This is a genomic window from Paenibacillus sp. J22R67 (assembly GCF_059692175.1).
Genome location: NZ_JCAUAX010000017.1, coordinates 1 through 24,014 on the forward strand (window position 1 = coordinate 1; position 24,014 = coordinate 24,014).

Below are 24,014 nucleotides of genomic sequence, written 5' to 3' on the forward strand. Positions count from 1 at the left end.
GCGGGTGTAGTTCAATGGTAGAACTTCAGCCTTCCAAGCTGGTAGCGTGGGTTCGATTCCCATCACCCGCTTCAAAACAAGAGATCACCTTAGGGTGATCTTTTTGTTTTGTGCGGGTAGGGAAGAGAAGCCACAGAGGGGTTCGACCGTCTGTAGTTCCGTTTCCATGCAGAGGCGCACAATGCAGCTAAGGAAATCGTCCTCACAGGATGCCCGAGCGCTCTCATTTCTTGGCAAAAGAAGATGAAAGCGGTATACTTGTTTTGTTAACGTGTGCATTATCGTGAGACTATATCAATGAAATGAGGTCGGCGACTATGAAGGCGAATAAGCTTGGAAATGCAGGTTTTGACATCTCAAACATAACCTTTGGCTGTTGGGAGCTCGGAGGAGGTCCTTGGGAGTTCACGAACGACCAAAATAATATCGAGCTCATCCGAAAAGCATTCGAGCTCGGCATCACAACGTTCGATACGGCTGAAGGCTACGGCAACGGACACTCGGAAGAGATCGTCGGCGCTGCTTTGGCGGATATACGCAAACAATGTATCATTACGACGAAGGTGAGCCGAAGCAATCTAGCTCCTCAAGATGTACGAAGATCAGCAGAAAATAGTTTGAAACGTTTGAAGACAGATTATATAGATGTTTATTACATTCACTGGCCAAGTTTTGAGATTCCGGTGGAGGATACACTTACTGAATTTGTGAAGCTGAAAGAAGAAGGCTTGATTCGGGCAATTGGTGTTTCGAATTTCTCTTTGGAGCAGCTGAAAGAAGCGGTGAGTTACGCGCAAATCGATGTGATTCAGCCGGAATACAGCTTGTTGCATAGAGCCATTGAGCAAGAGATTTTGCCATTTTGTCAGGAACATAACATTGGTGTGATGAGCTACAGTTCGATCGCGAAGGGAATTCTGACAGGTGCTTTCCATCTGCATGGAAAGACGTTGAAAGAAGGAGATTTCCGCAAGGAGAGAAGGCTGTTCCTTCCGGAGCATTTGGAGGCAGAGAAGGAGCTCTTAGCTGTCATGAAAGAAATAGCTGATTCCAAAGACACTAATGTGACACAAGTTGCAATTGCTTGGCTGCTGCACCAAGAAGCCCTTACTTCGGCTATTATAGGCACTCAAGATGAGCATCATCTCGAAATTAATATAAAAGCGGCCTCGTTGTCATTATCCGCCTCTGAGCTAGAAACCTTGAACATAATCAGCGAGCGTGCGCTGTCAGTAATTGGCTACTCCTAGTAGCGTAGTCGCAAACCACCCGATCGGGTGGTTTTTTGTTGTGCATTATGCTGCGTACTATGTTGTGGTTTTTGTTGCGCAAAATGTTGTGCGTTATGTATGCAGTATTCGACATATGCAACTGGTAAAACTTACCGTTTTACAAAGTTTGTATCTACCAATTAAACTATGCTAGTCTAACATAGACAAAAAATGCCGAATCTCGGAGCATCGAAAGCTCTGGTACGGGGGACTTCTTTATTTGGGGTGAATGAGCGCTGCTAGCTGAGCGTACTAGGGAAACCTCTTCCCGAACCCGTCAACTAACCTCGGAGGCGTCAAGGAGGCAAGGTTTTGAAATCTTTTTCTTCGCGTCTTATTTGTTCATGCGCAATTGTATGCGCCGCAGTACCGATGTTTACAGCACACTCCGCTCAGGCAGCTTCGGCGCCTACGGACCGCCCTGTAAAGGTTCAAGTCAATGATGAGCTGCTGAAATTCCCGGAAGTTCAGCCTTACATTGATGACAAAGGCATCATGCAAGTTCCACTTCGAGTGTTATCTGAGAAGCTAGGCTATCAGGTAAGCTGGGAGAAGCAAGCGGATCAAATCGAGGTTACACTGGTTAACAAGCAGCAATCGATCTTACTCGTTACAGAGCAACCACAAGCGCTCGTGAACAGCAAGAAGATCAGTTTGGAAAGCAGTCCAACCGTGTACCAAGGGAACACCTATGTCCCACTTCGGTTCATCACGGAAACCTTCGGTTCGCCAATTGAATGGAATGAAGCAAACCAGATCGCGATTGTGGATGTGGATGGAAAGTCGCATAAACCAGCTTGGATTGCACCGCCACCGCCGCCGGCTCCTGCTCCAGCTCCTAAGGTTGCCGCTCCTGTTGTACCATCTGTGAGTGAGCAGATCGTACAGACTGCAAGCTCCTACATGGGAGTGCCCTATGTATGGGGGGGAACGACACCGAGAGGATTTGATTGCTCCGGTTTTGTGCGGTTTTTGTATCAAGCGAAGGGGATCGATTTGCCTCGTACGTCAGCGGAAATGCACAGTGAAGCAGGTACGAAAGTTACGGATTTGAAAGCCGGAGACTTGGTGTTTTTTGCTTCAAAAACAGTGAATCACGTGGGCATTTATCTAGGCAATGATCGATTCATTTCAGCGACTTCATCCAGAGGCGTGGCTGTGGATAGCCTTTCGAGCTCTTATTGGAGCGCAAGGTATGTCGGAGCGAGAAGAGTTCTGTAAGGATAGGACTATCGAACACTTGTTTCTATGTTCTTTCGAATGAAAGGCATAGAGGGCAGGTGTTTTTTTTCGTCCACAGAATAATGCGATTTTTATCGAAATTTTATGGTTTTTAGCCTATAATGAAGAAATGTTTGGAAGAAAGAAAGAGCAGGTGAACACGAGCGCATGCAATTAAGTGTCTGGAAGAGTTGGTTTCATAAAAAGAGACATTCGAGTATCGCAGATAGCATGTATACCGTGGATAAGGGTCCTGCAATGCCTGATGAGATCCGGGAAGTTATTCAGCAGTTTTTCCGTACATACAATCATTTCAAAGGGGCTAGAAGCCTGCAAACGGATACGTTTATAAAAGAGGTATTTTACGCAACGAAGCAAGATCCTAGAGACCAGAGAACAATTGAAGAAATGGAAGCCTATATCCAACACAAAAATGTGCTGCGGTTGCGGTTGAAATCTTATGTGATCGATGAATATTTAAGCTTAGGCGAAAAAATCTGTATGATTGGTGTTACGCGCGAATTTAACAACAATCACAAGAATCGCGTCTTGTATTTTCTAATTAAAGAAGACAATGCTTGGAAGTTTCACCATATCGCAAGGTCGCATCATGGCACTATTTTAGATAAATTTCAAATTAAAGAACAAACGGGATTCGTCGTAGGCAACGAAAAAGCCGCACTCCTGTTCCTCACACACTCCAGTTCATCAGATGCCTCCACATTCATAACGGGAGATTATGTGCATGCTGAGGGGTATTTGGACGTGGAACAAGAACCGAGCAGCCATTTGTACTATCGGGTTGTACGAATGAATCGTGTTCACTAGCTATAGGATCATGCCACAAACCGTGAGGGTAAGCTTTGCTCTGTCGAGTAACGCTTATTTGGCGTTGGTACGAGTCTACTTTCTACTTCTTTTAAGTTCACGAAGCGAATAAAAGGTGCCTCTCCAGTAAATGCCGCCTTGTTTCCAAGTAAGCCAAACGGAGCGAACAATCGTGTAAACAAGCAGCGAAGCGCTGACAGGAAGCAGGTAAGCGGAATCACCTCTGAGGTTCATTAATCGGGACATTAGCTTGCGATAGAGCCAGATTTGCAGAATAACAGCAACAGCATAGACGGCTCCGCGCCAATCCCAGAGGAAGAGGAGTCCAAGCCACGGGCCTACAAAAAAGCCGATCTGTCCCAAGCAAGCGAGCAAAGCTACGATGTAGCTGTAGCGAAAGCCGGAAAAAAGGTTTTTCTCCAGTCCAATTATCGCTTCTTTGAGCGAAGGGTACCATTCTACTTGAAGCAGGTGTTTGGCAGACAATACTCTTTGGCGGAAACCTGCTCTTTTGAGGAAGATACCTAACTGTAGATCATCATCAGGTCTTAAAGCGATTGCTTTATGCATACCAATTGCTTCATAGGCGCTGCGGCTTACCATATTAAAGGCGCCGATACCGATGCCAGGGCCTTTGGAGTTGTCGATATTCGCACGCCAGGGTCGAACGAATAGAGAAAATGAGAACAGAAAGAAATGGACGAATCCCTTGAGTAAAGCGCCTCGTGCGATCATATTCGGGGTCAGCGTGAGGTGGTGCACATCTTGTTCCTTCATATAAGAAACTGCGTCGGTTATTGTGCCCGGAGCAAAAAGAATGTCCGCGTCTGTAAACAGCAGATACTGCCCTCTAGCCTGGAGATATCCTTGGTAGAGCGCATGGTTTTTGCCAAGCCAACCATTTGGCAAGTGAGTGATGTGAATGATTTGCAGTTTGGTAGGGATGTCCTTCTTGCCTTCGGACCATTTGCGCAGCTCCTCCAGCCGGACACCGGTAGCATCCTGGGATCGATCATTCACAGCAATGATTTCGAGGCGTGGGTAATTTTGGGACAGTAGATGCCTGACAGTTTCGCGGATTGTCGTTTCCTCTTCTTTGGCTGCAATGATGACAGATACAAGCGGAGGCTTGTCCGGGAAATGACGGGACTTAGACTTAGGTAGCGTTCGCAGGTTAGGTAAACCTTTTAACACATCCACAGTGGTAAATAACCAATACAGGAGGGTTAGAAGAGCGATGATGCCGAGAGTGGACACAGGATACCTCCTTATGGAAGAATAGAAGTTGATCGCATTATATCATTCATCCTTGGTAGGGGGAAATTTTGCTGGAAGCTTGTAAGAGGAGGTAATGATAGATGGCGGAAACGTTAGACACACGAGAGCAATTTTGGAAAAAAATGAATGGTGAGCAGTTGGCCTTCTTTCTTGAAACCATTGGAGAATCATCTGAGATTGAGGCGAGCGAGCTCTTTTTTGTATGCATTGGGACAGATCGATCAAGTGGTGATGCCTTGGGACCGTTAGTAGGAAGCAAACTCGCCGAATTTGGATATCCTCATGTTATAGGGACGTTGGAGTCACCATGTGATGCCAGTAACATCGCGGCACGGCTGCAGGAAATTCCGCAGGGCAGTGTCGTTATTGCGATAGATGCATGTTTGGGTCAAAAGTTGTCGGTAGGCATGTACCAAGTATCGAATCAGCCCCTAGCGCCAGGTAAGTCGGTTGGCAAAGATTTACCGCATGTTGGCGATTATACAATTGCCGCCATTGTTAACGTGGATGGCCCTAGGCAGTATAATATTTTGCAAACGACGTCGCTTTACAGGGTTATGAATATGGCGGATGAAGTGGCGAGAGCGATTCGGCATGCATTTCCCCTTTTACCCTCGAATAGACAGATTGAGTAATAGAACGGAGGATGAAAATGCCACCAGGCGATATTAGGCGTCTATCCGATAGGGATAGGCCTAAGGCAAAGTTAAAGGATGTTTCGGTTAAAAGAATTCTGGCATTGTTCCGAGGATACTGGGGACAACTATCAGGCATTATCGGGCTGGCGCTGCTTGCAGCTGTGGTCGGGTTAATCCCCCCATTGGTCATGAAGGAGATCATTGATAAGGCGATTCCGCAAGGAAGTATGAAGCTGCTAGCCGAGATGGCGATGCTCATGCTGCTGCTTCCAGTTGTGAGCGGTGTGCTGGGCGTATGGCAAAATCATCTCAACACAAAAGTAACGCAAGGGGTTATCCGGGATTTGGGGCTGACTTTGTTTCAAAATTTGCAGCGCCAGTCGATGGCGTTCTACACGGATGCCAGATCGGGCGAAATCGTGCAGCGGATCACGGGGGATGTGCAGGCCGTTCAAGGCGTTGTTACCTCACTTGTCGTGTCTTCAATTACCCAACTTGTCATTGTTGCGACAACGATTGGGATTTTGTTTGCCCTAGATTGGAAATTGGCCATTATCGCCGTGCTGATTCTTCCTCTTTTTATGATGCCGGTTAAAAAGGTTTCGAAGCTGCGCAAAGCGCTCCGCATCGAAACGCAAAAGGTGAGGTCTGATATTACCTCACAGCTAAGTGAAAACTTCGGCATTTCCGGCGCATTGTTGACCCGTATTTTCGGCAGGGAGCGGCAGCAGGAGGCCGACTTTAAGGCGATGAACCAGAAAGTGATGGATCTGGAGCTGCGGCTCAATCTAGTCGGCCGATGGTTCGGGATGGCCACGAGCACGCTTGGGCCGCTGGGTACAGCCATAATTTACTTGTATGGCGGGTTTTCGGTTATTTCCGGCACCATGTCACTGGGGGCGATTGTTGCCTTCTCGGCCTACCTGGGGCGCTTGTATATGCCTGTAGGCACACTGTTGAATCTACAGGTAGAAGTAGGGACGGCGCTGGGCGTATTTCAGCGGATTTTTGAATACCAGGACATGGTGCCCGATGTCATGGACGCTCCTGATGCGCGGCCGCTAAGCCAAGTTGCGGGGCGAGTGGCTTATAAGCAAGTTTCCTTCGCTTATAAGCCAGGGCAGTACGCGCTGCGGGATGTTACGTTCGAGGCGCAGCCGGGCGAAATGATTGCGCTCGTCGGGCCGAGCGGCGCCGGGAAATCGACGCTGATCGGTATGATCGCGCGGCTGTACGACCCGACGGCGGGGATCGTCGAGGTCGACGGCGTGAACATCCGCGGCGCTCGGCTTGCTTCGCTGCGCGCGCAAATCGCGTACGTGACGCAGGAATCATTTCTGTTCCACGCGACGATTGGCGACAACCTGCGCTTCGCGCGGGAGGACGCTACGCGTGAGGAGATGGAGGCCGCGTGCCGCCAGGCCTACATCCACGACTTCATCGTGTCGCTCCCCGAAGGGTACGACACGATGGTTGGAGAGCGCGGGCACCGGCTCTCCGGCGGCGAGCGCCAGCGGATCGCGATTGCTCGCGCGATCCTGAAGCGCCCGCGCATCCTCATCCTCGATGAGGCGACGTCGCATTTGGACTCGGAGTCCGAGTCCTATGTGCAGGCGGCGCTCGAGGAGCTGATGCAAGGGCGCACGACGCTCGTGATCGCGCACCGGCTCTCCACGGTGCTGGCCGCCGATTACATTCTGGTGATCGAAGCGGGCAGCGTCGTGGAGCGGGGCACGCACCGCGAGCTGCTGGCTCTTGACGGGCTGTATGCGCGGCTGTACAGCACACAGTTCGCCAAGACGGAAGAAGAGGCTTAGGAGACAGCTCTGGAAGGTCTGGAAAGACCTTCCGGGGCTTTTTTGTGTAGTAATCTTCCATGATCTGGACAAGCTAACTGCAAATAAGAGGCGATGTGAGGGCATTATTTTGAAAATACTTATGTGTATTTGGACGGTTGTTCTACTATTGAGCACCAGCTATATTCCGGCTACAGCTGCTGACGGGGCGGAAGCTTTTGACATTCAGAAAGGTGAGGTTGTGAAGAGCATTCCCCATTCGGCCAACCTGCAAAGTGAAGTTGAGAAGTGGCTAACCGCCATTGACGGCCCTGTAGGTTCTTTGAACATCGAGCCAGATAGCGGAATAGCTGTAAAAATTGAGCTTGCTCCCCCTTTGAAAATCAACAATCCATGGATAAAAGGAACGGTCACGCAAGTCGTCTTATTTGTGAGTGAGTCGGACTCGTACACCCCGAAGCTTTTAATTTTTACACAAGAAAATAATGTGCTCGCGATAGCGTTTAAGTATGATTTACACTCATTTCTAAAAAGGTATGATCTCTATCGCCCGCAGCTAAACCTGTCCATGCCAAACTAGAACTCTTGCATACGATATATGGAATCGCATTTCTAGTAGGAAGCGGGTGAGGTTCCATGAGAAAAACACAGGCAGCCAAATTGGAGAATCAAGTGTATTCGAATCGGGTCGTGAGATCGGAGTTCGATAAAAACTGGCGAACGGAGATAGGCAGAGGTGGATATATCATTTATATTGCGACGGCCAATCGGGCCAAAGTGACGGTTTTGCTGAATAACGGGCTGAGCAAATTAATTACTTTCAATAAAGGCGGTAGGGTGCTGGTTGGCTCAGGTGGCGTTAGTCATTATAGTAAACCCCATTTTGCCAAAGATCTTTAAATAGAAGCTAGAGAGATGAAGGCTGCCGAGGTTCGGTGGCTTTTTTACGTGCCATCTGTGGTACGATGTAGCTAATATGTTTACAGAAAGAAAGGTGATGCATAGTGGAATTAACGTATTTAAAAACCTTTCGTGAAGTAGCCAAATGGGGAAGTTACACACGCGCTGCGGAAGTGCTTGGGTATGCGCAGTCGAGTATTACGACTCAAATTCAAAAGCTGGAGGAATCATACGGTGCCGTTCTTGTAGAGCGGTTCGGGAGAAGTATGAAGCTGACGCTTGCTGGCGAGGCGCTTCTGCAATATGCCAACGACATCTACAGGCTCCATGAGGAGTCAAAGGAGGTCGTTTCCCGGCAGTCTAAAGGTATAATTTCCATTGGCACGATAGAAACGCTAGCCGCTTTTTTTCTTCCGCCGCATCTTCAGACGTATCGCCAGCATTTCCCGGAAATCAATGTGATGATTCAACCGGGCAACGAACCTTTTATTATTGATGCTGTGAAAGAGGGGGCTCTTGATGTGGGCATCATTTTGGATCCACCTTTTAAGGACCCTGAGCTTCATTGTCTTACTTTAAGGGAGGAAGAGCTCGTTATAATCGCTAGTCCTGCACATAAATTTGCTAGTGTAAACGAAGTGCAGATCGGGGATTTGGAAAAAGAATCGTTAATTCTAACGGAAGAAGGTTGCACGTACAGGGCTATGCTGCTCAGGACGCTCAAAAGCAATCAAATTCCCTATTCCTTGTCTTACGAATTTGGGAACTTAGAAGCAATCAAGCAGTGCGTCATGTACGGACTTGGCATTGCCTTATTGCCGCGCATTGTTGTTGCTGAGGATATTAAGAACGGCCGGGTTACCGCGGTTCCGCTTGTTCATCCAGATTTTAAATTCTATACACAACTTATTTACTCGAAGAAAAAATGGCAGTCCAAAGCGTTTACCGGCTTTCTAGACGTTCTTGGAGTAGCTAATTATCAAAATGAATGAAGTATAGGTTCAAATACTATCGATAACTCCATGGTTTGAGATCGTGTTATAGTCAATTCAAGTCATTCAGCGATTGAAAATAACACTTCAAATGGAGGTAATCACTATGAATAATCAAACTGTAGTATCGCTAGTACTGGAAATACCTGCTGCCTCACCAGAGGCTATACACCGCCATTTCCTGAACAAATTATCGGTAGAAACGGATGTAGCCGATGTGCGCTATGACATGCAGCATGGGGTCAATGATTTCTTGCTGATCGACGTGAGAAGCAGGAAGGCGTATACGGAGTGTCATATCCCTGGGGCAATCAATGTGCCCTCCAACCAGATCAATGAAGAGACGACGGCTGCTTTTTCCAAAGATCAAGTGATTGTTGTCTACTGCTGGGGACCGGCATGCAATGGAGGCACGAAAGGCGCTGCCCGTCTATCTGGGCTTGGTTTCAAAGTGAAAGAAATGTTAGGCGGGATTGAGTATTGGCGTAAAGAAGGGAACGAGGTCGAGGGCACATTGGGGCAAGCGGCTCCATTAATCGGATAATAGGTACTCGGGAGGTAGCACCGAGAAGTTGATTCCGCAAAGTATTGATGGAAAAACTACCGTTATTCTACGCTGCTCTGTGGCAGGGAATGAAATAGCGGTAGAAACTCCAGCTAAATCGTCGGTAGCAGGGCGAAACCTGTTACTTTTGGTGAAATTAGCCGTAGAAATTCCAGTTACTTGGTAAAAAGTTGATCAATCAGGGAAAATAACAGGAGTAATCGGCGTTACTTCCAAATAATCCATCCACGCAGTGTCCCCGTTCCAAGGGGGCGATCCATTTAGCTGCTTTAGCAAATATTAATTTGAAGAGGCTCTCCCTCGGTCATTGGATGACTTTCGGGGCAGCCTTTTTCTTTTTGGATTGGAGAGGAATGGATATTAAGGGTTTTTTAGATAAAACAATTGATATTGATTATCACTATCAATATAATGAAGTTAGCGAATAGGTAATCATCCAACAAATACCAGGGGGTGAATGGGAGTTGTCTTTTCAGGAGCAATTCATGCTTTGGAATCATGCAGCATTGAAAGTGCTGGACGTGCGCCGTACGATTATGCAGCCAGGTGAGAGTATACATGCCTATCAGCTTCCAGCGAGTGTATTTCTGTATGCAACACGGGGGAAAGCTCAGTTGCTGCTCGATAATAGTGTGTATTCGGTGGATAAATGTCATGTTTGTCATGCAGGTAAAGGCACTTTTCTTGATATTGTCAATGTCTTGGAGACTTTTGAGTACTTTTTGGTATTTTATAAAGCAGTTCTGGCGCTTCCCACCAGGAAGGATTTGCTGCGACTGCAGGAGAAAAGCAATCCGTTTAAGTTGCAATTTGGATTTATGCCACAGCATTCGCTTTCCTTGTTTTTACAGATGGAAGAAATGCATCAACAATGGACGCAGCTTGGCGCATTGGAAAAGTTCCACGTCAAAGCGTTATTTCATCAGTTTGTCTATGAGATGCTGCATCAGTTACAGGAGCAGAGCAGCGAAATGACAGGTCCCGAACCTGTCGGTCAAGCGATCCGATATATGCAGGAACGTTATGCGGAACAAATGACGCTGCAGGGATTGGCAGAACTGCTGGACTGCAACGGGCGTCAACTGCAGCGGCTATTCAAAGCGAAGGTAAGCATGGGGCCAATGGAATACTTGATGCAGGTACGATTAGGAAAAGCAAAATCGCTTCTGCAGCATACGGATGTACCCATTGCCGAAATAGCAGAGGACGTCGGATATACGGATAGTTACTATTTTAGTCGGATATTTAAAAAGCATGTTGGTGTTTCTCCAGGCCGATTCAGAGAGAAGTCTAGTCAGGCAGATTTTCGTCGCCAAAATCCATGGGTTTTGTCGCAATTGCCCATTGTTCCCAGTAAATTGCAAAAGTATAGTGGGTTAGGTGAGGATGAATATCATTATCAGGAAGTCAGCGGAGGTATGTCAGCGGCGTATCCCTACTCGGGTCCAAAGTCTTCTATTGCCATTGGTTTTATGCTTACACTTGCCTTGCTCCTTAGTGTGTGTTCGGGGCCGGCTGCTGTTAGTGCTCAGGCAAGCGGGAATGCAGCTTATATGAAAAGAGCTTTGGTGCAGTCTTCGGCAGCAGTCGAAAAGACGTCTTTTCATACAACTCGAACGATCACACATCTTAAAGGTGAGCTGCCGCTCGACACGATACCGGGGAAAATTGTTGTACTCGATGCACAATATATCGACCAGTTGTTGGCACTCGGCAAACAGCCTGTAGGCAGCGTTATTGCTACATCGGATGTTTCGGAATTCCCAGTCTATGTCTCACATCAGGTGAGCGGCATCAAATTGATGGGGACTAAGGAGAAGCCTGATCTTGAGGCGATTAAGCTTGTAGAGCCTGATCTTATTATTTGCACAGAGTTCCAAGCGGATAGGTATGACGAGCTTGCTCAGATTGCGCCAACGCTGCTGCTGGATCGGAATGCGGATTGGCGCTGCACGCTACAAACATTTGGGCTGATTTTGGACAAAGAGCAGGAGGTGCCTGATGTATTGGCCGCGTATGAGCATAAGATTGCTACTCTACAGGCCGCGCTAGCAAGCAAGTTAGGCGGCGAGACTGTTGCCCTAATCAGACCGCGCGATCATCAGATTCGGCTTCACACGACTGCACATCGCACAGCAAATATTTTGTACAGCGATCTAGGGATTCAAGCGCCAGATTGCGCTAATGATAGCGGCAGTTCTAGCAAGTGGATTTCGCTCGAGTCGCTTAGGCAGGTAGATAGGTTACTAGTTCTAACGGACGATTCGAATAAAGAACTGATCGGTGAATATCAGAAATCCGATATTTGGCAAGGGCTCAGAGCCGTACAAGCCAATCAAGTGTACTCCGTAAATACAACAATGTGGATCGGATATTACGGTCCCATTGCCATCGATCTTATCCTGGATGAAATAGCAGAAGCTTTCTTGCAAGAAAATTTGCTGACGGTATAGAGATAACAGTGTGAGAGTCACCTACTATATACGGATGGAGAGAGAAAATATGACCTTAACCAAAGTACGATTGACGATCGATTCCAGTGCTGAGGATGAATTGGCGCGAGCTAAGCTGGTCGATCTGCATCAAATTGTCGTTGATCAGGTGATGCGACTTAAGATGAATGAATCTGTCAAGGTCACGATTGAGTATGGGGGAGCCGATCTGGAAGATCGGCTTTCTTCACAGACGCTGGAAAGCGGTGATCATTATGGAGATGAACTGCAAAGCGGGAAAGTGGATAGCCTGAGTGAGAGGCAGCGGCAAATCGCCGAGATGTTGTGCAACCATTATTCAATTAAACGAATTGCGGAAGAGCTTTATGTGAGCGTAAATACCGTTAAGAAACATATTCAGAATATGAAAAAAGCGCTCAATATCGATGTTTCGGGCGCAGATTTTATTTATACGGTGAAGAAAATACTTCAATATAGGGGCGGTGAGGAGAAGGTCATGCTTCAATCGGAGTAGTGATATTATCTGATTGGAGAATTTACTGCATTCAGATTTGTTTGGTATGCTAATTATATTAAATGATAATGATTATCATTATCATAATTAATAGTAAACATTAGACAAACAAGATCTGAAGGAGTGAAGCAATAATGGTTAATCTTACAGTCACGGAACAGTCCCAAAATACGCGCTATCTCGAAAGCCAATCGCAGCGGGAGTCCAATGCGAGATCGTATCCTAGAAGGCTTCCGATTGCGATACAAGAAGCGGAGGGAATTTACGTAAAAGATATGGACGGCAAGGTGTATTATGATTGCCTTGCAGGAGCCGGGACGCTTGCGCTCGGTCACAATCATCCTGTGGTCGTGGACGCGATCAAGGAGATGCTCGACAGCAAGCGACCGCTGCACACACTGGATCTGACAACACCGCTAAAGGAGCAGTTCGTGGATGAACTGTTTGCCAGCTTGCCAGAGGAATTCGCCAAGCATGCACGCATCCAGTTTTGTGGTCCGACAGGCGGAGATGCCATCGAAGCTGCGATTAAGCTTGTCAAAACGGCTACGGGCAACCGCAGCATCCTGTCCTTCCAAGGCGGGTACCACGGGTCAACGCATGCAGCTATGAGCCTTAGCGGAACGCTTGGGCAAAAAGAGAAGGTGAACGGCCTTATTCCGGACGTACACTTCATGCCGTACCCTTATGCTTACCGCTGCCCGTTTGGCGTTGGGGGAGAACAGACGCATGAGCTTTCCTCCCGTTATATCGAGAATTTACTCGACGATCCCGAAAGCGGCATTGTTTCCCCTGCGGGCATGATTTTCGAAGTTGTGCAAGGCGAAGGAGGTTCTATCCCTGCACCAGTGGAATGGCTTCGTGAAATGCGGAGAATAACGCAGGAGCGGAACATTCCACTCATTATTGATGAGGTGCAGACTGGACTTGGACGGACTGGCAAGCTGTTTGCTTTCGAGCATGCCGGCATCATTCCGGATGTCCTGGTACTATCCAAAGCGATTGGCGGAAGCTTGCCGCTTTCGGTCGTCATTTACAATAGCAAATTGGATGTATGGAAGCCGGGTGCGCATATCGGCACGTTCCGGGGCAATCAGATGGCGATGGCAGCCGGTCTAGCTACACTGAAATTCATCAAGGAGCACAATGTTCCTGGCAAAGTAGAGAAGCTGGGTCAACATTTACGCAATCACTTGAACGAGCTGAAACTTGATGTGAACTGCATAGGAGATGTGCGTGGAAGAGGTCTAATGGTCGGCGTAGAAATCGTCAACGCGAAAGAGAAGTTGGATAGACTCGGCCATTATCCCCAGTATCCAGAGCTGGCTAGACGGATACAGCAGGAATGCTTCCACAGAGGCTTGATTCTGGAAGTTGGCGGTAGACATTCTTCCGTCATGCGTTTCTTGCCACCGCTGATTGTCACGCAACAGCAGCTGGATGAGATCGCACGCCTCTTTAGTGAAGCTGTTCATGCGGCCTGCGCAGCTTTGGATGCGTGACCGGAGCGGTAGAGAGAGGAGAGATCGACCACGGATGTTACAACAGCAAACGGACGCAGCCGCGAAAAGCACGGAGCTAGCGGAAATGGCGACCATACGCGCATTACTAAACAGCTATTTGAGAGAAACCGGGGAGTGGGATCCAAGGGCAGCAATCCCCGGATTACGATATTTTATCGATTCCTTTCCTAAGCAAGGTGATCCATTCATGCTTCATCTTCCGATGATTGGCAAAACGATTACGGGAGCCATTACGTATTACTCGGCCATTGGCCAGCATGCGTATGGATCGTTCTTCTATGAAGCGATGTCTGGCGGTGTATTTCGCGAGCTCGACATGGAGCGGTTGCTTACGCTGCTGCTCACAGAGCTGGGGAACCGTGAAAAGGCCGAAAATGGTCATGGTGACGAACAGCGAGTTAGATCCCGAATCGAGAATAGCTACCGGAAGATGAGCCAATACATGGAGCATTTTCTTAATCAAACGCAAGCGGAGTTGGCTTGGAAGCCAGAATGCGTCCGCTCGGAGCAGTCGCTCTATATCGGACATCCGTTTCATCCTTATCCGAAAAGCACCGAAGGTTTTGACTTTAGCGAACTTGCTGCCTATAGCCCTGAGATGGGCGCTTCCTTTCAACTGCATTATTTTGCTGTTCGCAAGGAGTTGGTGCATGAAGAGTGGCTGGATGGAGAAGAAGCCATGGCGCTTCCACCTTTTGCCTTATTGCATGCCCGCCAGCAGTTAGGTGATGCAGCAGGAAGCTACAAATTGCTGCCTATGCATCCCTGGCAGGCAGTTTATGTCATGCGCCAGCCGCAAATCCAGGAAAGGATGAAGAAATCGGATATCATCAGCCTTGGATCATGTGGTCCTGTCGTATATCCGACTTCTTCGGTAAGAACAGTGTGGGAACCGGCAGGAGGCTACGGCTTCAAGCTGCCGCTGCATGTTCGCATCACGAATCTGCTGCGTGAGAACACACAGGAGCAAGCAGAGCGGACGATGGATGCGGCGCGAGTGCTGCATCATCTTAAGCATGAATGCAATAACGATCATTTCCAGATACTTTCCGAGACGGGCTACAGCAGTGTTAGGTTGGAGGAGATGCCAGAAGAATGGTCAGCATGTTTCACGGTCATTTACCGCCCAATGGAGCTTACTAACCCATCCACGTACGTGCTAGCTTCGGTGTTAGAAAGTTTACCAGGTCAAACAGAACCTAAGCTGATCCAGGCAATTAGGCAAAGCGGGCAGGGAACACTGCCTGACTTGCGTGAATGGCTGGCGGCGTACTTGCGAATTTCGATGGTATCGCTGCTGCGCTTGCTAGCCGAGCAGGGAATTTCCTTCGAGGCACATTTGCAGAATTCGCTTGTGTCCTTGAAGAATGGCATGCCCGATTGCTTCTATGTACGTGACCTCGAAGGCGTAAGCATTGACCGCTGCAAGGCAGTTGAAGTGGGCTGGACCCAAACACTGCTGGCAGAGAGCAGTCCTGTGTTGTACGAAGTGTCTGAGGCCTGGATGAGGACTAAATATTATTTCTTCGTGAACCATCTTGGTTCACTGGTCCATACGATTGCAGCATATAGCCGTGAAGCCGAGGAGCATTATTGGCGCATCGTCCAGCATGTGCTCCAGCAAGAGCGTTCAGGAGCAGATGAGAGAATGCTGCCTTACATTGACGATTTACTGCATAGCGCAAGCTTGCCTGCCAAAGCCAACTTCACTAGCTGCTTTTTATCCAGGGGAGAAAGACCGCTGTTTGTCGATATCCCTAATCCGATAAAGGTGTAGCTGTGGAGAAGTGGAAACGAAATCTTTACATTCTATACGTCGGTCAATTTATGGCCATGGCCTCAACGAGCAGTATTACCCCCTTTTTACCGCTTTACTTGCAAGATCTTGGACTTACGGATCCGAAAAAAGTGCTTTTTTGGTCCGGCATGATCTATGGGGCGAACCTGTTAACCGCCTTTCTATTCTCCCCGCTTTGGGGGAAGCTGGCTGACCGTTATGGCCGCAAAGTTATGCTCGTCCGATCCGGCATCGGCATGGCGATTACGATTACGCTGATGGGTGTTGCAACCAGCCCTGTGCATTTACTGTTGCTGCGTCTCGTCAATGGTGTTCTTTCAGGGTTTGGACCGGCTGCTATCGCCCTCACCGCAACGAATACACCCAAGGACCGCAGTGGATATGCGCTGGGCATTTTACACTCTGGGGCGGTGGCTGGTACGATCTGCGGGCCGCTGCTGGGCGGTTTGATGGCCGACCATTTTGGTCTGAGAGAGGTCTTCTTTTATACCGGGATCAGCATTTTTGTGGCAGCATTAATCGTTATTTTCGGGGTTAAGGAAACGTTCGAGAAGAAAGTGAAAACCGAGAAGAAAACGGATCTGATTCAGGATTTCAAAATGATTGTGGCTAGAAAGCCAATTGCCTCGCTATTCGTCTCCTCCGCAATACTAAGGGCGGCCATGATCGGCACACTACCGCTCATTCCGCTGTATGTACAGCATCTGGCGATTGGATCAGATAATCTGGTCGTCTTGGCAGGGATAACCTCGGCATCCATGGGGATAGCCAATATGATTACTGCTCCGTACCTGGGTAAGCTGGGCGATAAATTCGGTTCGCATCGAGTTTTTATCTATGCGGTACTTGGTGCGATTGTATGTTCAATCCCGCAGGCGTTTGTCCACCAATTGTGGCAGTTAATCGTATTAAGATTTTGCACCGGCGCTTGCATTGGCGGCATGATGCCATCGATGAATGTGCTGATTCGGCAGTATGCGCCGGTAGGCATGGAGAGCCGGACATACAGTTATGTTAACTGCGCTGTGCTGCTTGGCGGTTTGGCAGGGTCACTCGGTATGGGCGTCATAGCGTCGAACTTTGGTTTGCCGATGATTTTTCTGTGTGCAGCCGGATTGCTTATCATGAGTAACATTTGGATGAAAATGAAAGTGTTTCCGCACATCACGCCGCGTAAGGAATTGGCTGCCCTAGCAGGCGGTCAAGAAATAATCAAATGAGGTGTAGCAAATGAATACGACACAATGGGTACCAGCCAATCAAGCTGATTTGGATAAAAAAGTAGAGGAACGGGTGCTTGGGCAGTTAATCGAAGCCGTTCTTTATGAGCAAATTGTCATCCCCTTGAGCGGAGTACCGGCTTCCGGATTTGATGGAGAGCTTGCTTTGCAAGGGAAAGCGGCTGATGGGGAGACCGTTACCTACCGTTTTCAGGCAAAAAGAAAAATGACCTTTGACCGCATCCGGTTAGCCAGAGATACGATCAAACGCCAGAAGGGGAATGAAGATTGGGCCGCTGCGCAGGTGTCTCAATTCGTTCTGGAAGTGCTTGGCCAGATTCAACCAGATCAAGAACGGCTGGGCATGCTGCTTGAAGAGCTGCAAAGCACGTTCGTGAAAGATGTGCAGGCTCAGGGTTACCGGGCATCTGTGCCGCATTCGGGGCAGCAGCGCAGCTATGATGAGTTGGAAAGCTTGCTGGACGGACATCCGTATCACCCATGCTATAAATCTCGAATCGGCTTTAGCCTAGAGGAGAATGCACGTTACGGTCCTGAGTTTAATCAAGATCTGCAGCCTGTATGGCTGGCTGTTGCCAAGGCTTATAGTCAGCTTTCGCTTCTGGACGGGGAAGATTACCGAGACATGATCCAGCATGAGCTTGGTCGTGAAACCTATAGCCAGTTCGAGACGATATTGACCGACAAAGGCCTGAATGCGGCCGACTACCTGTTCATGCCTGTTCATCCATGGCAGTGGGAGCACATGATTACCTCCGCATTTCAGCAGCAGCTAGCAGATTCTACGATTGTGAAGCTTGGGTCTGGAGAAGATGTGTACCGTGCGCAGCAATCCATTCGTAGTTGGGCGAATCAATCGAACAAAAAGAAAGCTTATTTGAAAATGGCGCTGAATATTACGAATACATCGACCAGACGCATGCTCGCGAAGCATACGATCTTGAATGCACCGCTTGTTTCACGCTGGTTGTTGTCGCTGACAGAAAAAGATGAGACGGCTAAGAAGCTTGATCTTGTTTTTCTGGCTGAATTTGCAGGTATCACCTATGAATATGATAAGCTTCCAGCCGACTTGCAACCGCAAGCTTATGGGAATTTGGGGGTCGTGTGGAGACAAAGCGTACACCGCTTCTTGAAAGACGGCGAAGCCGCCATTCCGCTGAGTTCAGTTACGTATATAGACGGTCAGCAGCCATTCATTGAACCGTGGGTGCAGCAATATGGCCTCAAAGCATGGACGCGCCAGCTGCTTGATGTTGCCATAACCCCGCTTATTCACATGCTGTATGCGCACGGACTGGCGATGGAGTCGCATGCTCAAAATATCGTGCTCATCCATAAAGACGGCCTGCCAGCTCGACTGGCGTTGAAGGATTTCCACGATGGCCTGCGATTCTCTAAGGCGCAGCTTCCACAGCCGGAGTTTTGTCCAGAGCTGAACTCAGAACCTGCTGCCCACCGGGCAATCAACCGGCATTCCTATATGCAAACGGATGATTTAGATGCCGTGAAAGATTTTCTGCATAGCGCCTTTTTCTTTGTGTGTTTAGGCGATATCGGGATATTTTTGAACGAGCGTTATGGGCTGGAAGAGACAGAGTTTTGGCAAATGGTCGCCGATGTGATTGAGCAGTATCAACAGGAGCATCCCGAGCATGAGGCTAATTTTGAAAAGTATGATCTCTTCTCCGATACCATTCGGATCGAACAATTAGCGCGAAGAAGGTTATGGAAGGACATGGAAGTTGATCCGAAGCATGTTCCGAACCCCTTAGCACAATATCGTTTCTCACAAGGAGGCCGTGTATAATGCCAAACAAACTTACGGGCAATAAGGCTGAACATAGGGTAATGGAGGATTTGGTGAATGCTTTACTGGCGGAACAGTTTCTAGATGGTCATGTCTCTATAGAGCTGTTATCCAAAGAAGAGTGGGCTTCAATTGCCTCGCAGGATGATCTGTTGAAAATGGTTCAGGAGCCGTTTGGAACTGAGGAAGCAGGGCAGGCAACTCATGTATACCGGTGGCAGCTGGAGGATGCTGTGATCGTGTTTCCTGCGAGCAAAGCGATCACACAGCCATATCGGTTTGAAGCTTCCTACGGTGTGTACAAAGTGAGGCAAGGAAAAGAACTATCCAGACTTGGTCCGCTGGAATTTATGGAGCATGCTGTGACTCTTTATGCGAATGATCCGGTGGCGGTCGATCCATATGGGGCGGTAAAGTTCCTGCATATGATCGAACAAACGCTGCTGCAAACCTCGTTTTCGCTTGAAAATGAGCAGCCGAGCGCGCATATTCTCGGACTGCCGCAGGCGGCTTCTCTGCTGGAGGCAGAGCGCAAAGCGGCTTACCGTGACAGACCTTTTCACCCCGTGTCCAAAGTGAAGCAAGGATGGGTCTATGATGAATGCAGCAGCTACACGGCGGAATTCGGACGTCCGATCAAGCTGAACTGGATGGCTGTGAAGCAAGATTACGTCGTGTCCGGAATTGAGGAGGGGAAGGAGTTGTTCCCTGTAGATCTGCTGCTCACGGACGAAGAGCGAAACCAGATCAGTGCCGAGCTGGATAGGCGCGGTTTAGGCGAAGGCGCGTATACGGCTATCCCGGTACATCCGTGGCAAATGTCTGCGATTTTGCCGGACCAGATTAAAAGGGAGCTCGAAGAGAAGATCTGTATTCCTTTGGAGACAGAAACGGGCACCTTCTACGCAACTTCATCTGTGCGTTCTTTAATGCCGGAAGTGGAGAGCCCTTATCATGTGAAGCTGCCGTTAGGCATTTATTCACTGGGCGGACTTCGTTATCTGTCGGCGATTAAGCTGATGAACGGTCAGCAAGCGGAGTCACTGATGAGACAAGCCGTGGAGCGGGATGCCGTGCTGACGCAAAAGCTGTTTTTATGCGATGAAACGAAATGGTGGGCGTATTTGCCGGAAGATCGGGATTTGTTCGCCGACTATCCAAGACATTTATCAACGATGATTCGGGAATATCCAGCCGAGCTCGTGCAGGATGCTGATATTCGCTTGCTGCCCATGTCGGCGCTATCTGTTCATGAATCAGCGGAAAACGGCCACATCTTCGATGAGTGGTTAAAGCTGATTGGAGCGGACCAAAGTGCCGATGCCGCCGTTCAGCTGTTTCGTGAAGTGCTGGTGTCCTACTTCGAGATCATCTTCCGTCTGTTCCGGCTCGGTATGATGCCGGAAGTACACGGTCAAAACTGTGTGCTGGTTTGGAAGCAAGGCAAAATCGAAGGGCTGCTGCTTCGCGATCATGATGCGCTGCGTGTGCATGTGCCTTGGTTAAACGCAAACGGTCTTGAGGATCCAGCCTATACGCTGCGTGCGGGTTATCCGAACTCGTTGTATCACGATCAGCCGCAAAAGCTGTTGACGTTCTTCCAAATGCTCGGCATCCAAGTGAACAGCTATGCGATACTGAGAAGCGTTTCTCAATACTACGGTTTGAGCGAAGCTTCGTTGTGGAAAGAGCTTCAAACATGCTTGGAGGAAGCTATCCAGAAAGCGGATGTGCCGGTTGAGGTAGCCGACGTTCTGAATGACGCGTTGTTCGTTAAGGCTGTTTGGCCTTGGAAGCAGATTGTGCGTCCGCTCCTGAAAAAGCAGGCGCTGCGCGTTCCAGGCAGCATGCCTTACGGTCAAGGTGAAGTGGCGAATCCGTTTCATGTTTTGACTGAGACGCATCAGGCGCAGGACTTGAGCAAAGAAGTGCAGCTAACGAGTCGCGGATAATTAAGGATGTTAAGGACTTGAAGGATGTTAAGGATGTTATGGACATTAAGGACGATAAGGATAGGAGAGATCATTTATGTTTCGTATTCAACCTAGGGTACAAGGTGTTACGCCGGAACTTCTTGAGCTATATAAAGAGATTAGTCCTTCCACTATTGGTCATTTGACAGACTTCGGTTTCCTGCATGGCGCTCAGCCGTTGTTCAGGCCGATTCGGCTGCTCGGAAACGTTGTAACCGTGCGTACTCCGCATATTGACTCCAGCGCTATTACCAGGGCTATGGAGTTGGTGCAGCCCGGGGATGTGCTTGTCATTGACATGTCCGGCGATGAGCAGCGCGCTTGCTGGGGAGAGTTCAGAACCTATGCGGCGATTGCCAAAAAGGTTGCCGGTGTGGTCGTTTCCGGCTGCGCTGCGGATGTTCGCGCGATTACAGGGCTCGGATTTCCCGTCTATTCCAAGGGAATTAGCGCACTTACGACTCGGACACTGAAGCTTGAAGGCGAGGTCAATACGCCTGTTAGCGTCTTCGGTGTAAGTATTCAGCCCGGCGATTTAATCGTTGGGGACGATGACGGTGTGTTCGTTATTAATCCGAGCGAGGCGATGGAAATCGGTTTGAAGGCTTTGGAGAAACAGCAGAAAGAAGAGCAGAGAAGAAAAGAATACGGCTATATACTGCCGTCATAAATAAATTTAAGTATATGAGGTGATAGGAGTGAAGGAATCGAAGAAACAGCTGCATTTGAATTTATTTATTTTGAGCACAGGCCATCATGAAGCCTCATGGCGGCACCCAGAGGCGCACCCAGAGCTGGCGACAAGTCTGGGCTATTACCAACAGCTGGCCAAAACCGCCGAGCGCGGCAAAATGGATTCAATCTTTTTAGCTGAAAAATACAGATTAACCCCGTTAATTAAATATCGGGTCATTCCCCAGCTTGAAGCGTTCACGCTTTTATCGGCGATTGCGGCTGTGACTGAACGTATCGGACTGACGGCAACAGCCTCGACAACCTACAACGAACCCTACCATATTGCGAGAAAGTTCGCTTCTCTTGATCACATTAGCGGAGGTCGTACGGGATGGAATATCGTGACGTCGACAGGGGATGCAACTGCGCATAATTTCAGCAGGGAGCATCATTTGGACCATAAAGTCCGCTACGACCGTGGCAAGGAATTCGTGGAGGTTGTTAAGCGGCTGTGGGTGGGTTGGGCGGAAAATTCGCTAGTAATTGATAAGCAGTCAGGTATCTATGCCGATGTCAGCCAGATTCAAGGCGCTGAGTTTACTGGTGAATTTTTCTCTGTAAAAGGGGCTTTGAACATCCCGCGTTCTCCGCAAACGCATCCTGTCTTGGTGCAAGCCGGTTCATCCGAGGATGGTAAGCAATTTGCTGCCGAGCTGGCGGAAGTCATTTTTACGGCGCAGAACACGATGGAGGAAGCGATTGCCTTTTATACAGATGTGAAAAGCAGATTGAAGCAGTTTGGGCGCTCTGAGGACCAATTAAAGATTTTGCCTGGGTTTATTCCTTTTGTAGGAGATACGGAAGCGGAGGCTAAAGCTAAAGAGAGAGAGCTGAATGAGCTGGCTGTTTCGGAATATGGCATCCGGAGCCTGTCGGATCTGCTCAAAATCAATTTGTTTCAATATCCGCTGGATGGTCCTGTACCGCTGGAGGATCTTCCATCCATTGACGAGATACAAGGGCAGAAAGCACGGTTCCAACTATACGTTGACCTGGCACGCCGGGAAAACCTGACGATTCGAGAATTGATTATTCGGACAGCCGGGGGCAGGGGGCATTTTACCTTTGCAGGAACTGCCGTGCAGATTGCAGATGAAATGGAGCGTTGGCTAGTCAACGGGGCGGCCGACGGGTTTAATTTGATGCCTGCTTTGCTGCCGGGAGGCTTGGATGACTTTGTGAATAAGGTCATTCCCGAACTTCAGAACAGGGGCATCTATCGCAAGGAATATACAGGTTCAACGTTGAGAGAGCATTTGGGCTTAACAATTGATCGTGAGCTAGTTACGCGTAGTTAGCGGTTTTGGAAGTGTGGTTGTCAGAAAAGTCCAAAAAAGTGGTCGCGAATGTCCATTTTCATTACGAGGTACTTCCGTATAATAAGAATGAGAATCAATATCATTGATCGAATATATATTAGGGGGATTAACAGAAATGGTAGGGCAAAAAAAAGTAACACTGGTACTTGCTGCAATGCTTTCAATGGCAGCCATCTTCACAGGATGTCAGCCTAAGCAGGAAGCGGCTCCGGCAGCAGCACAAACGCCAGCGCCAGCGCAGGCCACTGCGGACGCGAATAGCGTAAGAGTGATCAAGCATGCAATGGGAACGACGGAAATCAAAGGAACGCCTAAGAAAGTCGTTACTTTGTTCCAAGGGGCGACGGATGCTGCTTTGACATTAGGCGTGAAGCCGGTTGGAGCGGTCGAGGCATGGATCGAGCAGCCTTGGTACAACTATATCAAGGACAAAATGGACGGCGTAACGAACCTGGGGTCGGAAAACCAGCCGAACCTGGAGAAATTGGTTGCCCTGCAGCCGGATCTTATTATCGGAAGTAAATTTCGTGATGAGAAAATTTATGAGCAATTAAAAGCCATTGCACCAACGGTTATGACGGAAGACGTGTATTTCTGGAAAGACTCGTTGAAATTGACAGCTGAAGCGACGAATACGAAGGATGCCGAAACGAAATTTTTGGCTGACTGGAATAAAAAAGTAACCGATTTTAAAGGGAAAATGGGAGATAAGTTGAAACTGGAAGCCGGTATCGTTGACTTCCGTGTGGATCATGCCCGTATCGTGTACACAGGATTCTCAGCATCTGTCCTAGAGGAACTCGGCATCACGCGTCCAGCCAACCAACGGGGCAAAGAGTGGGGAATTCAACTGCAATCCAAAGAGAATATCACACAGATGGATGCAGACATCATTTTTGACCAAACGGCGAATCGTACAGATGGACGCTTGGAGTTAAGGAAAAGTTGGAGTGACTCTCCGCTGTGGAAGAATTTGAGAGCTGTTAAAGCAAGCAAAGTATTCGAAGTTAACGCAGCGACGTGGAATAACGGTTCCGGCCCATTAGCAGCAGTTCTAGTGATTGATGATCTCTATAAATTCTATGGTGTAACTAAATAATTGCAATGCCGAGGCTGTTGACCTTCTATGTCAACGGCCTTTGCTTAATTTTACAGCAAG

Annotated in this window: 20 protein-coding genes, 1 tRNA gene and 1 riboswitch; of the genes, 20 read left to right on the forward strand and 1 reads right to left on the reverse strand. The window is 48.5% G+C overall.

Going from position 1 to position 24,014, the window contains the following annotated elements:
• The 4 genes from AC58VC_RS34815 (at position 1) to AC58VC_RS34830 (ending at position 3,320) form a co-directional block, all read left to right on the forward strand.
• Positions 1-71: transfer RNA gene (locus AC58VC_RS34815), tRNA-Gly, on the forward strand.
• A 246-nt stretch (positions 72-317) separates the two neighbouring features.
• A complete protein-coding gene (locus tag AC58VC_RS34820) occupies positions 318-1,250 on the forward strand; it encodes an aldo/keto reductase (RefSeq protein WP_497376037.1) in 933 nt (310 codons plus the stop codon).
• 183 nt (positions 1,251-1,433) lie between these two features.
• A riboswitch (cyclic di-AMP (ydaO/yuaA leader) is annotated at positions 1,434-1,582 on the forward strand.
• A gap of 1 nt (position 1,583) precedes the next feature.
• Positions 1,584-2,492 (forward strand): C40 family peptidase, encoded by a 909-nt coding sequence (locus AC58VC_RS34825; protein ID WP_497376038.1) that lies wholly within the window; start codon positions 1,584-1,586, stop codon positions 2,490-2,492.
• 168 nt (positions 2,493-2,660) lie between these two features.
• The gene (locus tag AC58VC_RS34830; RefSeq protein WP_497376040.1) at positions 2,661-3,320 is read left to right on the forward strand and encodes a hypothetical protein; all 660 of its coding nucleotides are present in this window, start codon (positions 2,661-2,663) and stop codon (positions 3,318-3,320) included.
• Positions 3,321-3,395: 75 nt separating this feature from the next.
• On the opposite strand, the gene AC58VC_RS34835 is transcribed toward AC58VC_RS34830, so the two are convergent.
• Positions 3,396-4,577, reverse strand: coding sequence for a glycosyltransferase family 2 protein (locus tag AC58VC_RS34835; RefSeq protein ID WP_497376042.1), 1,182 nt, complete (start codon positions 4,575-4,577; stop codon positions 3,396-3,398).
• Positions 4,578-4,678: 101 nt separating this feature from the next.
• Here AC58VC_RS34835 and yyaC point away from each other — a divergent pair, with 101 nt between their 5' ends.
• The 16 genes from yyaC (at position 4,679) to AC58VC_RS34915 (ending at position 23,954) form a co-directional block, all read left to right on the forward strand.
• Positions 4,679-5,233, forward strand: coding sequence for a spore protease YyaC (gene yyaC, locus AC58VC_RS34840; RefSeq protein ID WP_497376044.1), 555 nt, complete (start codon positions 4,679-4,681; stop codon positions 5,231-5,233).
• Between the two features lie 17 nt (positions 5,234-5,250).
• Positions 5,251-7,053, forward strand: a complete 1,803-nt coding sequence (locus AC58VC_RS34845) for an ABC transporter ATP-binding protein (protein ID WP_497376046.1) — start codon at positions 5,251-5,253, stop codon at positions 7,051-7,053.
• 121 nt (positions 7,054-7,174) lie between these two features.
• Complete coding sequence (locus tag AC58VC_RS34850; protein WP_497376048.1) at positions 7,175-7,612, forward strand: hypothetical protein; 438 nt, start codon at positions 7,175-7,177, stop codon at positions 7,610-7,612.
• A gap of 56 nt (positions 7,613-7,668) precedes the next feature.
• Entirely contained in the window at positions 7,669-7,932 is a 264-nt protein-coding gene (locus AC58VC_RS34855) for a hypothetical protein (RefSeq protein ID WP_497376050.1), read from the forward strand.
• A gap of 104 nt (positions 7,933-8,036) precedes the next feature.
• Positions 8,037-8,924 (forward strand): LysR family transcriptional regulator, encoded by an 888-nt coding sequence (locus tag AC58VC_RS34860; protein WP_497376052.1) that lies wholly within the window; start codon positions 8,037-8,039, stop codon positions 8,922-8,924.
• 106 nt (positions 8,925-9,030) lie between these two features.
• A complete protein-coding gene (locus AC58VC_RS34865) occupies positions 9,031-9,468 on the forward strand; it encodes a rhodanese-like domain-containing protein (RefSeq protein WP_497376054.1) in 438 nt (145 codons plus the stop codon).
• Between the two features lie 506 nt (positions 9,469-9,974).
• Entirely contained in the window at positions 9,975-11,942 is a 1,968-nt protein-coding gene (locus AC58VC_RS34870) for a helix-turn-helix domain-containing protein (protein WP_497376056.1), read from the forward strand.
• A gap of 49 nt (positions 11,943-11,991) precedes the next feature.
• A complete protein-coding gene (locus AC58VC_RS34875; protein ID WP_497376058.1) occupies positions 11,992-12,456 on the forward strand; it encodes a helix-turn-helix transcriptional regulator in 465 nt (154 codons plus the stop codon).
• A 134-nt stretch (positions 12,457-12,590) separates the two neighbouring features.
• Positions 12,591-13,958 (forward strand): aspartate aminotransferase family protein, encoded by a 1,368-nt coding sequence (locus AC58VC_RS34880; protein WP_497376060.1) that lies wholly within the window; start codon positions 12,591-12,593, stop codon positions 13,956-13,958.
• A gap of 34 nt (positions 13,959-13,992) precedes the next feature.
• Positions 13,993-15,756 (forward strand): IucA/IucC family protein, encoded by a 1,764-nt coding sequence (locus AC58VC_RS34885; RefSeq protein WP_497376062.1) that lies wholly within the window; start codon positions 13,993-13,995, stop codon positions 15,754-15,756.
• Positions 15,757-15,758: 2 nt separating this feature from the next.
• Positions 15,759-16,997, forward strand: a complete 1,239-nt coding sequence (locus AC58VC_RS34890; protein WP_497376064.1) for an MFS transporter — start codon at positions 15,759-15,761, stop codon at positions 16,995-16,997.
• 10 nt (positions 16,998-17,007) lie between these two features.
• Positions 17,008-18,828, forward strand: coding sequence for an IucA/IucC family protein (locus AC58VC_RS34895; RefSeq protein ID WP_497376066.1), 1,821 nt, complete (start codon positions 17,008-17,010; stop codon positions 18,826-18,828).
• Complete coding sequence (locus AC58VC_RS34900) at positions 18,828-20,780, forward strand: IucA/IucC family protein (protein WP_497376068.1); 1,953 nt, start codon at positions 18,828-18,830, stop codon at positions 20,778-20,780. Before AC58VC_RS34895 ends, AC58VC_RS34900 begins: the two co-directional genes overlap by 1 nt.
• A gap of 76 nt (positions 20,781-20,856) precedes the next feature.
• A complete protein-coding gene (locus tag AC58VC_RS34905) occupies positions 20,857-21,471 on the forward strand; it encodes an RraA family protein (RefSeq protein WP_497376070.1) in 615 nt (204 codons plus the stop codon).
• Positions 21,472-21,499: 28 nt separating this feature from the next.
• Positions 21,500-22,834, forward strand: a complete 1,335-nt coding sequence (locus AC58VC_RS34910) for an LLM class flavin-dependent oxidoreductase (RefSeq protein WP_497376072.1) — start codon at positions 21,500-21,502, stop codon at positions 22,832-22,834.
• Between the two features lie 136 nt (positions 22,835-22,970).
• On the forward strand, positions 22,971-23,954 hold the full coding sequence (locus AC58VC_RS34915; RefSeq protein ID WP_497376074.1) for an ABC transporter substrate-binding protein: 984 nt from the start codon (positions 22,971-22,973) through the stop codon (positions 23,952-23,954).
• Positions 23,955-24,014: the final 60 nt, after the last annotated feature.

Excerpts from the sequence above, each read along its gene's own strand:
- AC58VC_RS34915 (WP_497376074.1), top strand. The coding sequence starts at position 22,971 with ATGGTAGGGCAAAAAAAAGTAACACTGGTACTTGCTGCAATGCTTTCA.
- AC58VC_RS34875 (WP_497376058.1), top strand. The coding sequence starts at position 11,992 with ATGACCTTAACCAAAGTACGATTGACGATCGATTCCAGTGCTGAGGAT.
- AC58VC_RS34845 (WP_497376046.1), top strand. The coding sequence starts at position 5,251 with ATGCCACCAGGCGATATTAGGCGTCTATCCGATAGGGATAGGCCTAAG.
- yyaC (WP_497376044.1), top strand. The coding sequence starts at position 4,679 with ATGGCGGAAACGTTAGACACACGAGAGCAATTTTGGAAAAAAATGAAT.
- AC58VC_RS34870 (WP_497376056.1), top strand. The coding sequence starts at position 9,975 with ATGCTTTGGAATCATGCAGCATTGAAAGTGCTGGACGTGCGCCGTACG.
- AC58VC_RS34820 (WP_497376037.1), top strand. The coding sequence starts at position 318 with ATGAAGGCGAATAAGCTTGGAAATGCAGGTTTTGACATCTCAAACATA.
- AC58VC_RS34905 (WP_497376070.1), top strand. The coding sequence starts at position 20,857 with ATGTTTCGTATTCAACCTAGGGTACAAGGTGTTACGCCGGAACTTCTT.
- AC58VC_RS34895 (WP_497376066.1), top strand. The coding sequence starts at position 17,008 with ATGAATACGACACAATGGGTACCAGCCAATCAAGCTGATTTGGATAAA.
- AC58VC_RS34855 (WP_497376050.1), top strand. The coding sequence starts at position 7,669 with ATGAGAAAAACACAGGCAGCCAAATTGGAGAATCAAGTGTATTCGAAT.
- AC58VC_RS34830 (WP_497376040.1), top strand. The coding sequence starts at position 2,661 with ATGCAATTAAGTGTCTGGAAGAGTTGGTTTCATAAAAAGAGACATTCG.
- AC58VC_RS34880 (WP_497376060.1), top strand. The coding sequence starts at position 12,591 with ATGGTTAATCTTACAGTCACGGAACAGTCCCAAAATACGCGCTATCTC.
- AC58VC_RS34900 (WP_497376068.1), top strand. The coding sequence starts at position 18,828 with ATGCCAAACAAACTTACGGGCAATAAGGCTGAACATAGGGTAATGGAG.
- AC58VC_RS34850 (WP_497376048.1), top strand. The coding sequence starts at position 7,175 with ATGTGTATTTGGACGGTTGTTCTACTATTGAGCACCAGCTATATTCCG.
- AC58VC_RS34865 (WP_497376054.1), top strand. The coding sequence starts at position 9,031 with ATGAATAATCAAACTGTAGTATCGCTAGTACTGGAAATACCTGCTGCC.
- AC58VC_RS34885 (WP_497376062.1), top strand. The coding sequence starts at position 13,993 with ATGTTACAACAGCAAACGGACGCAGCCGCGAAAAGCACGGAGCTAGCG.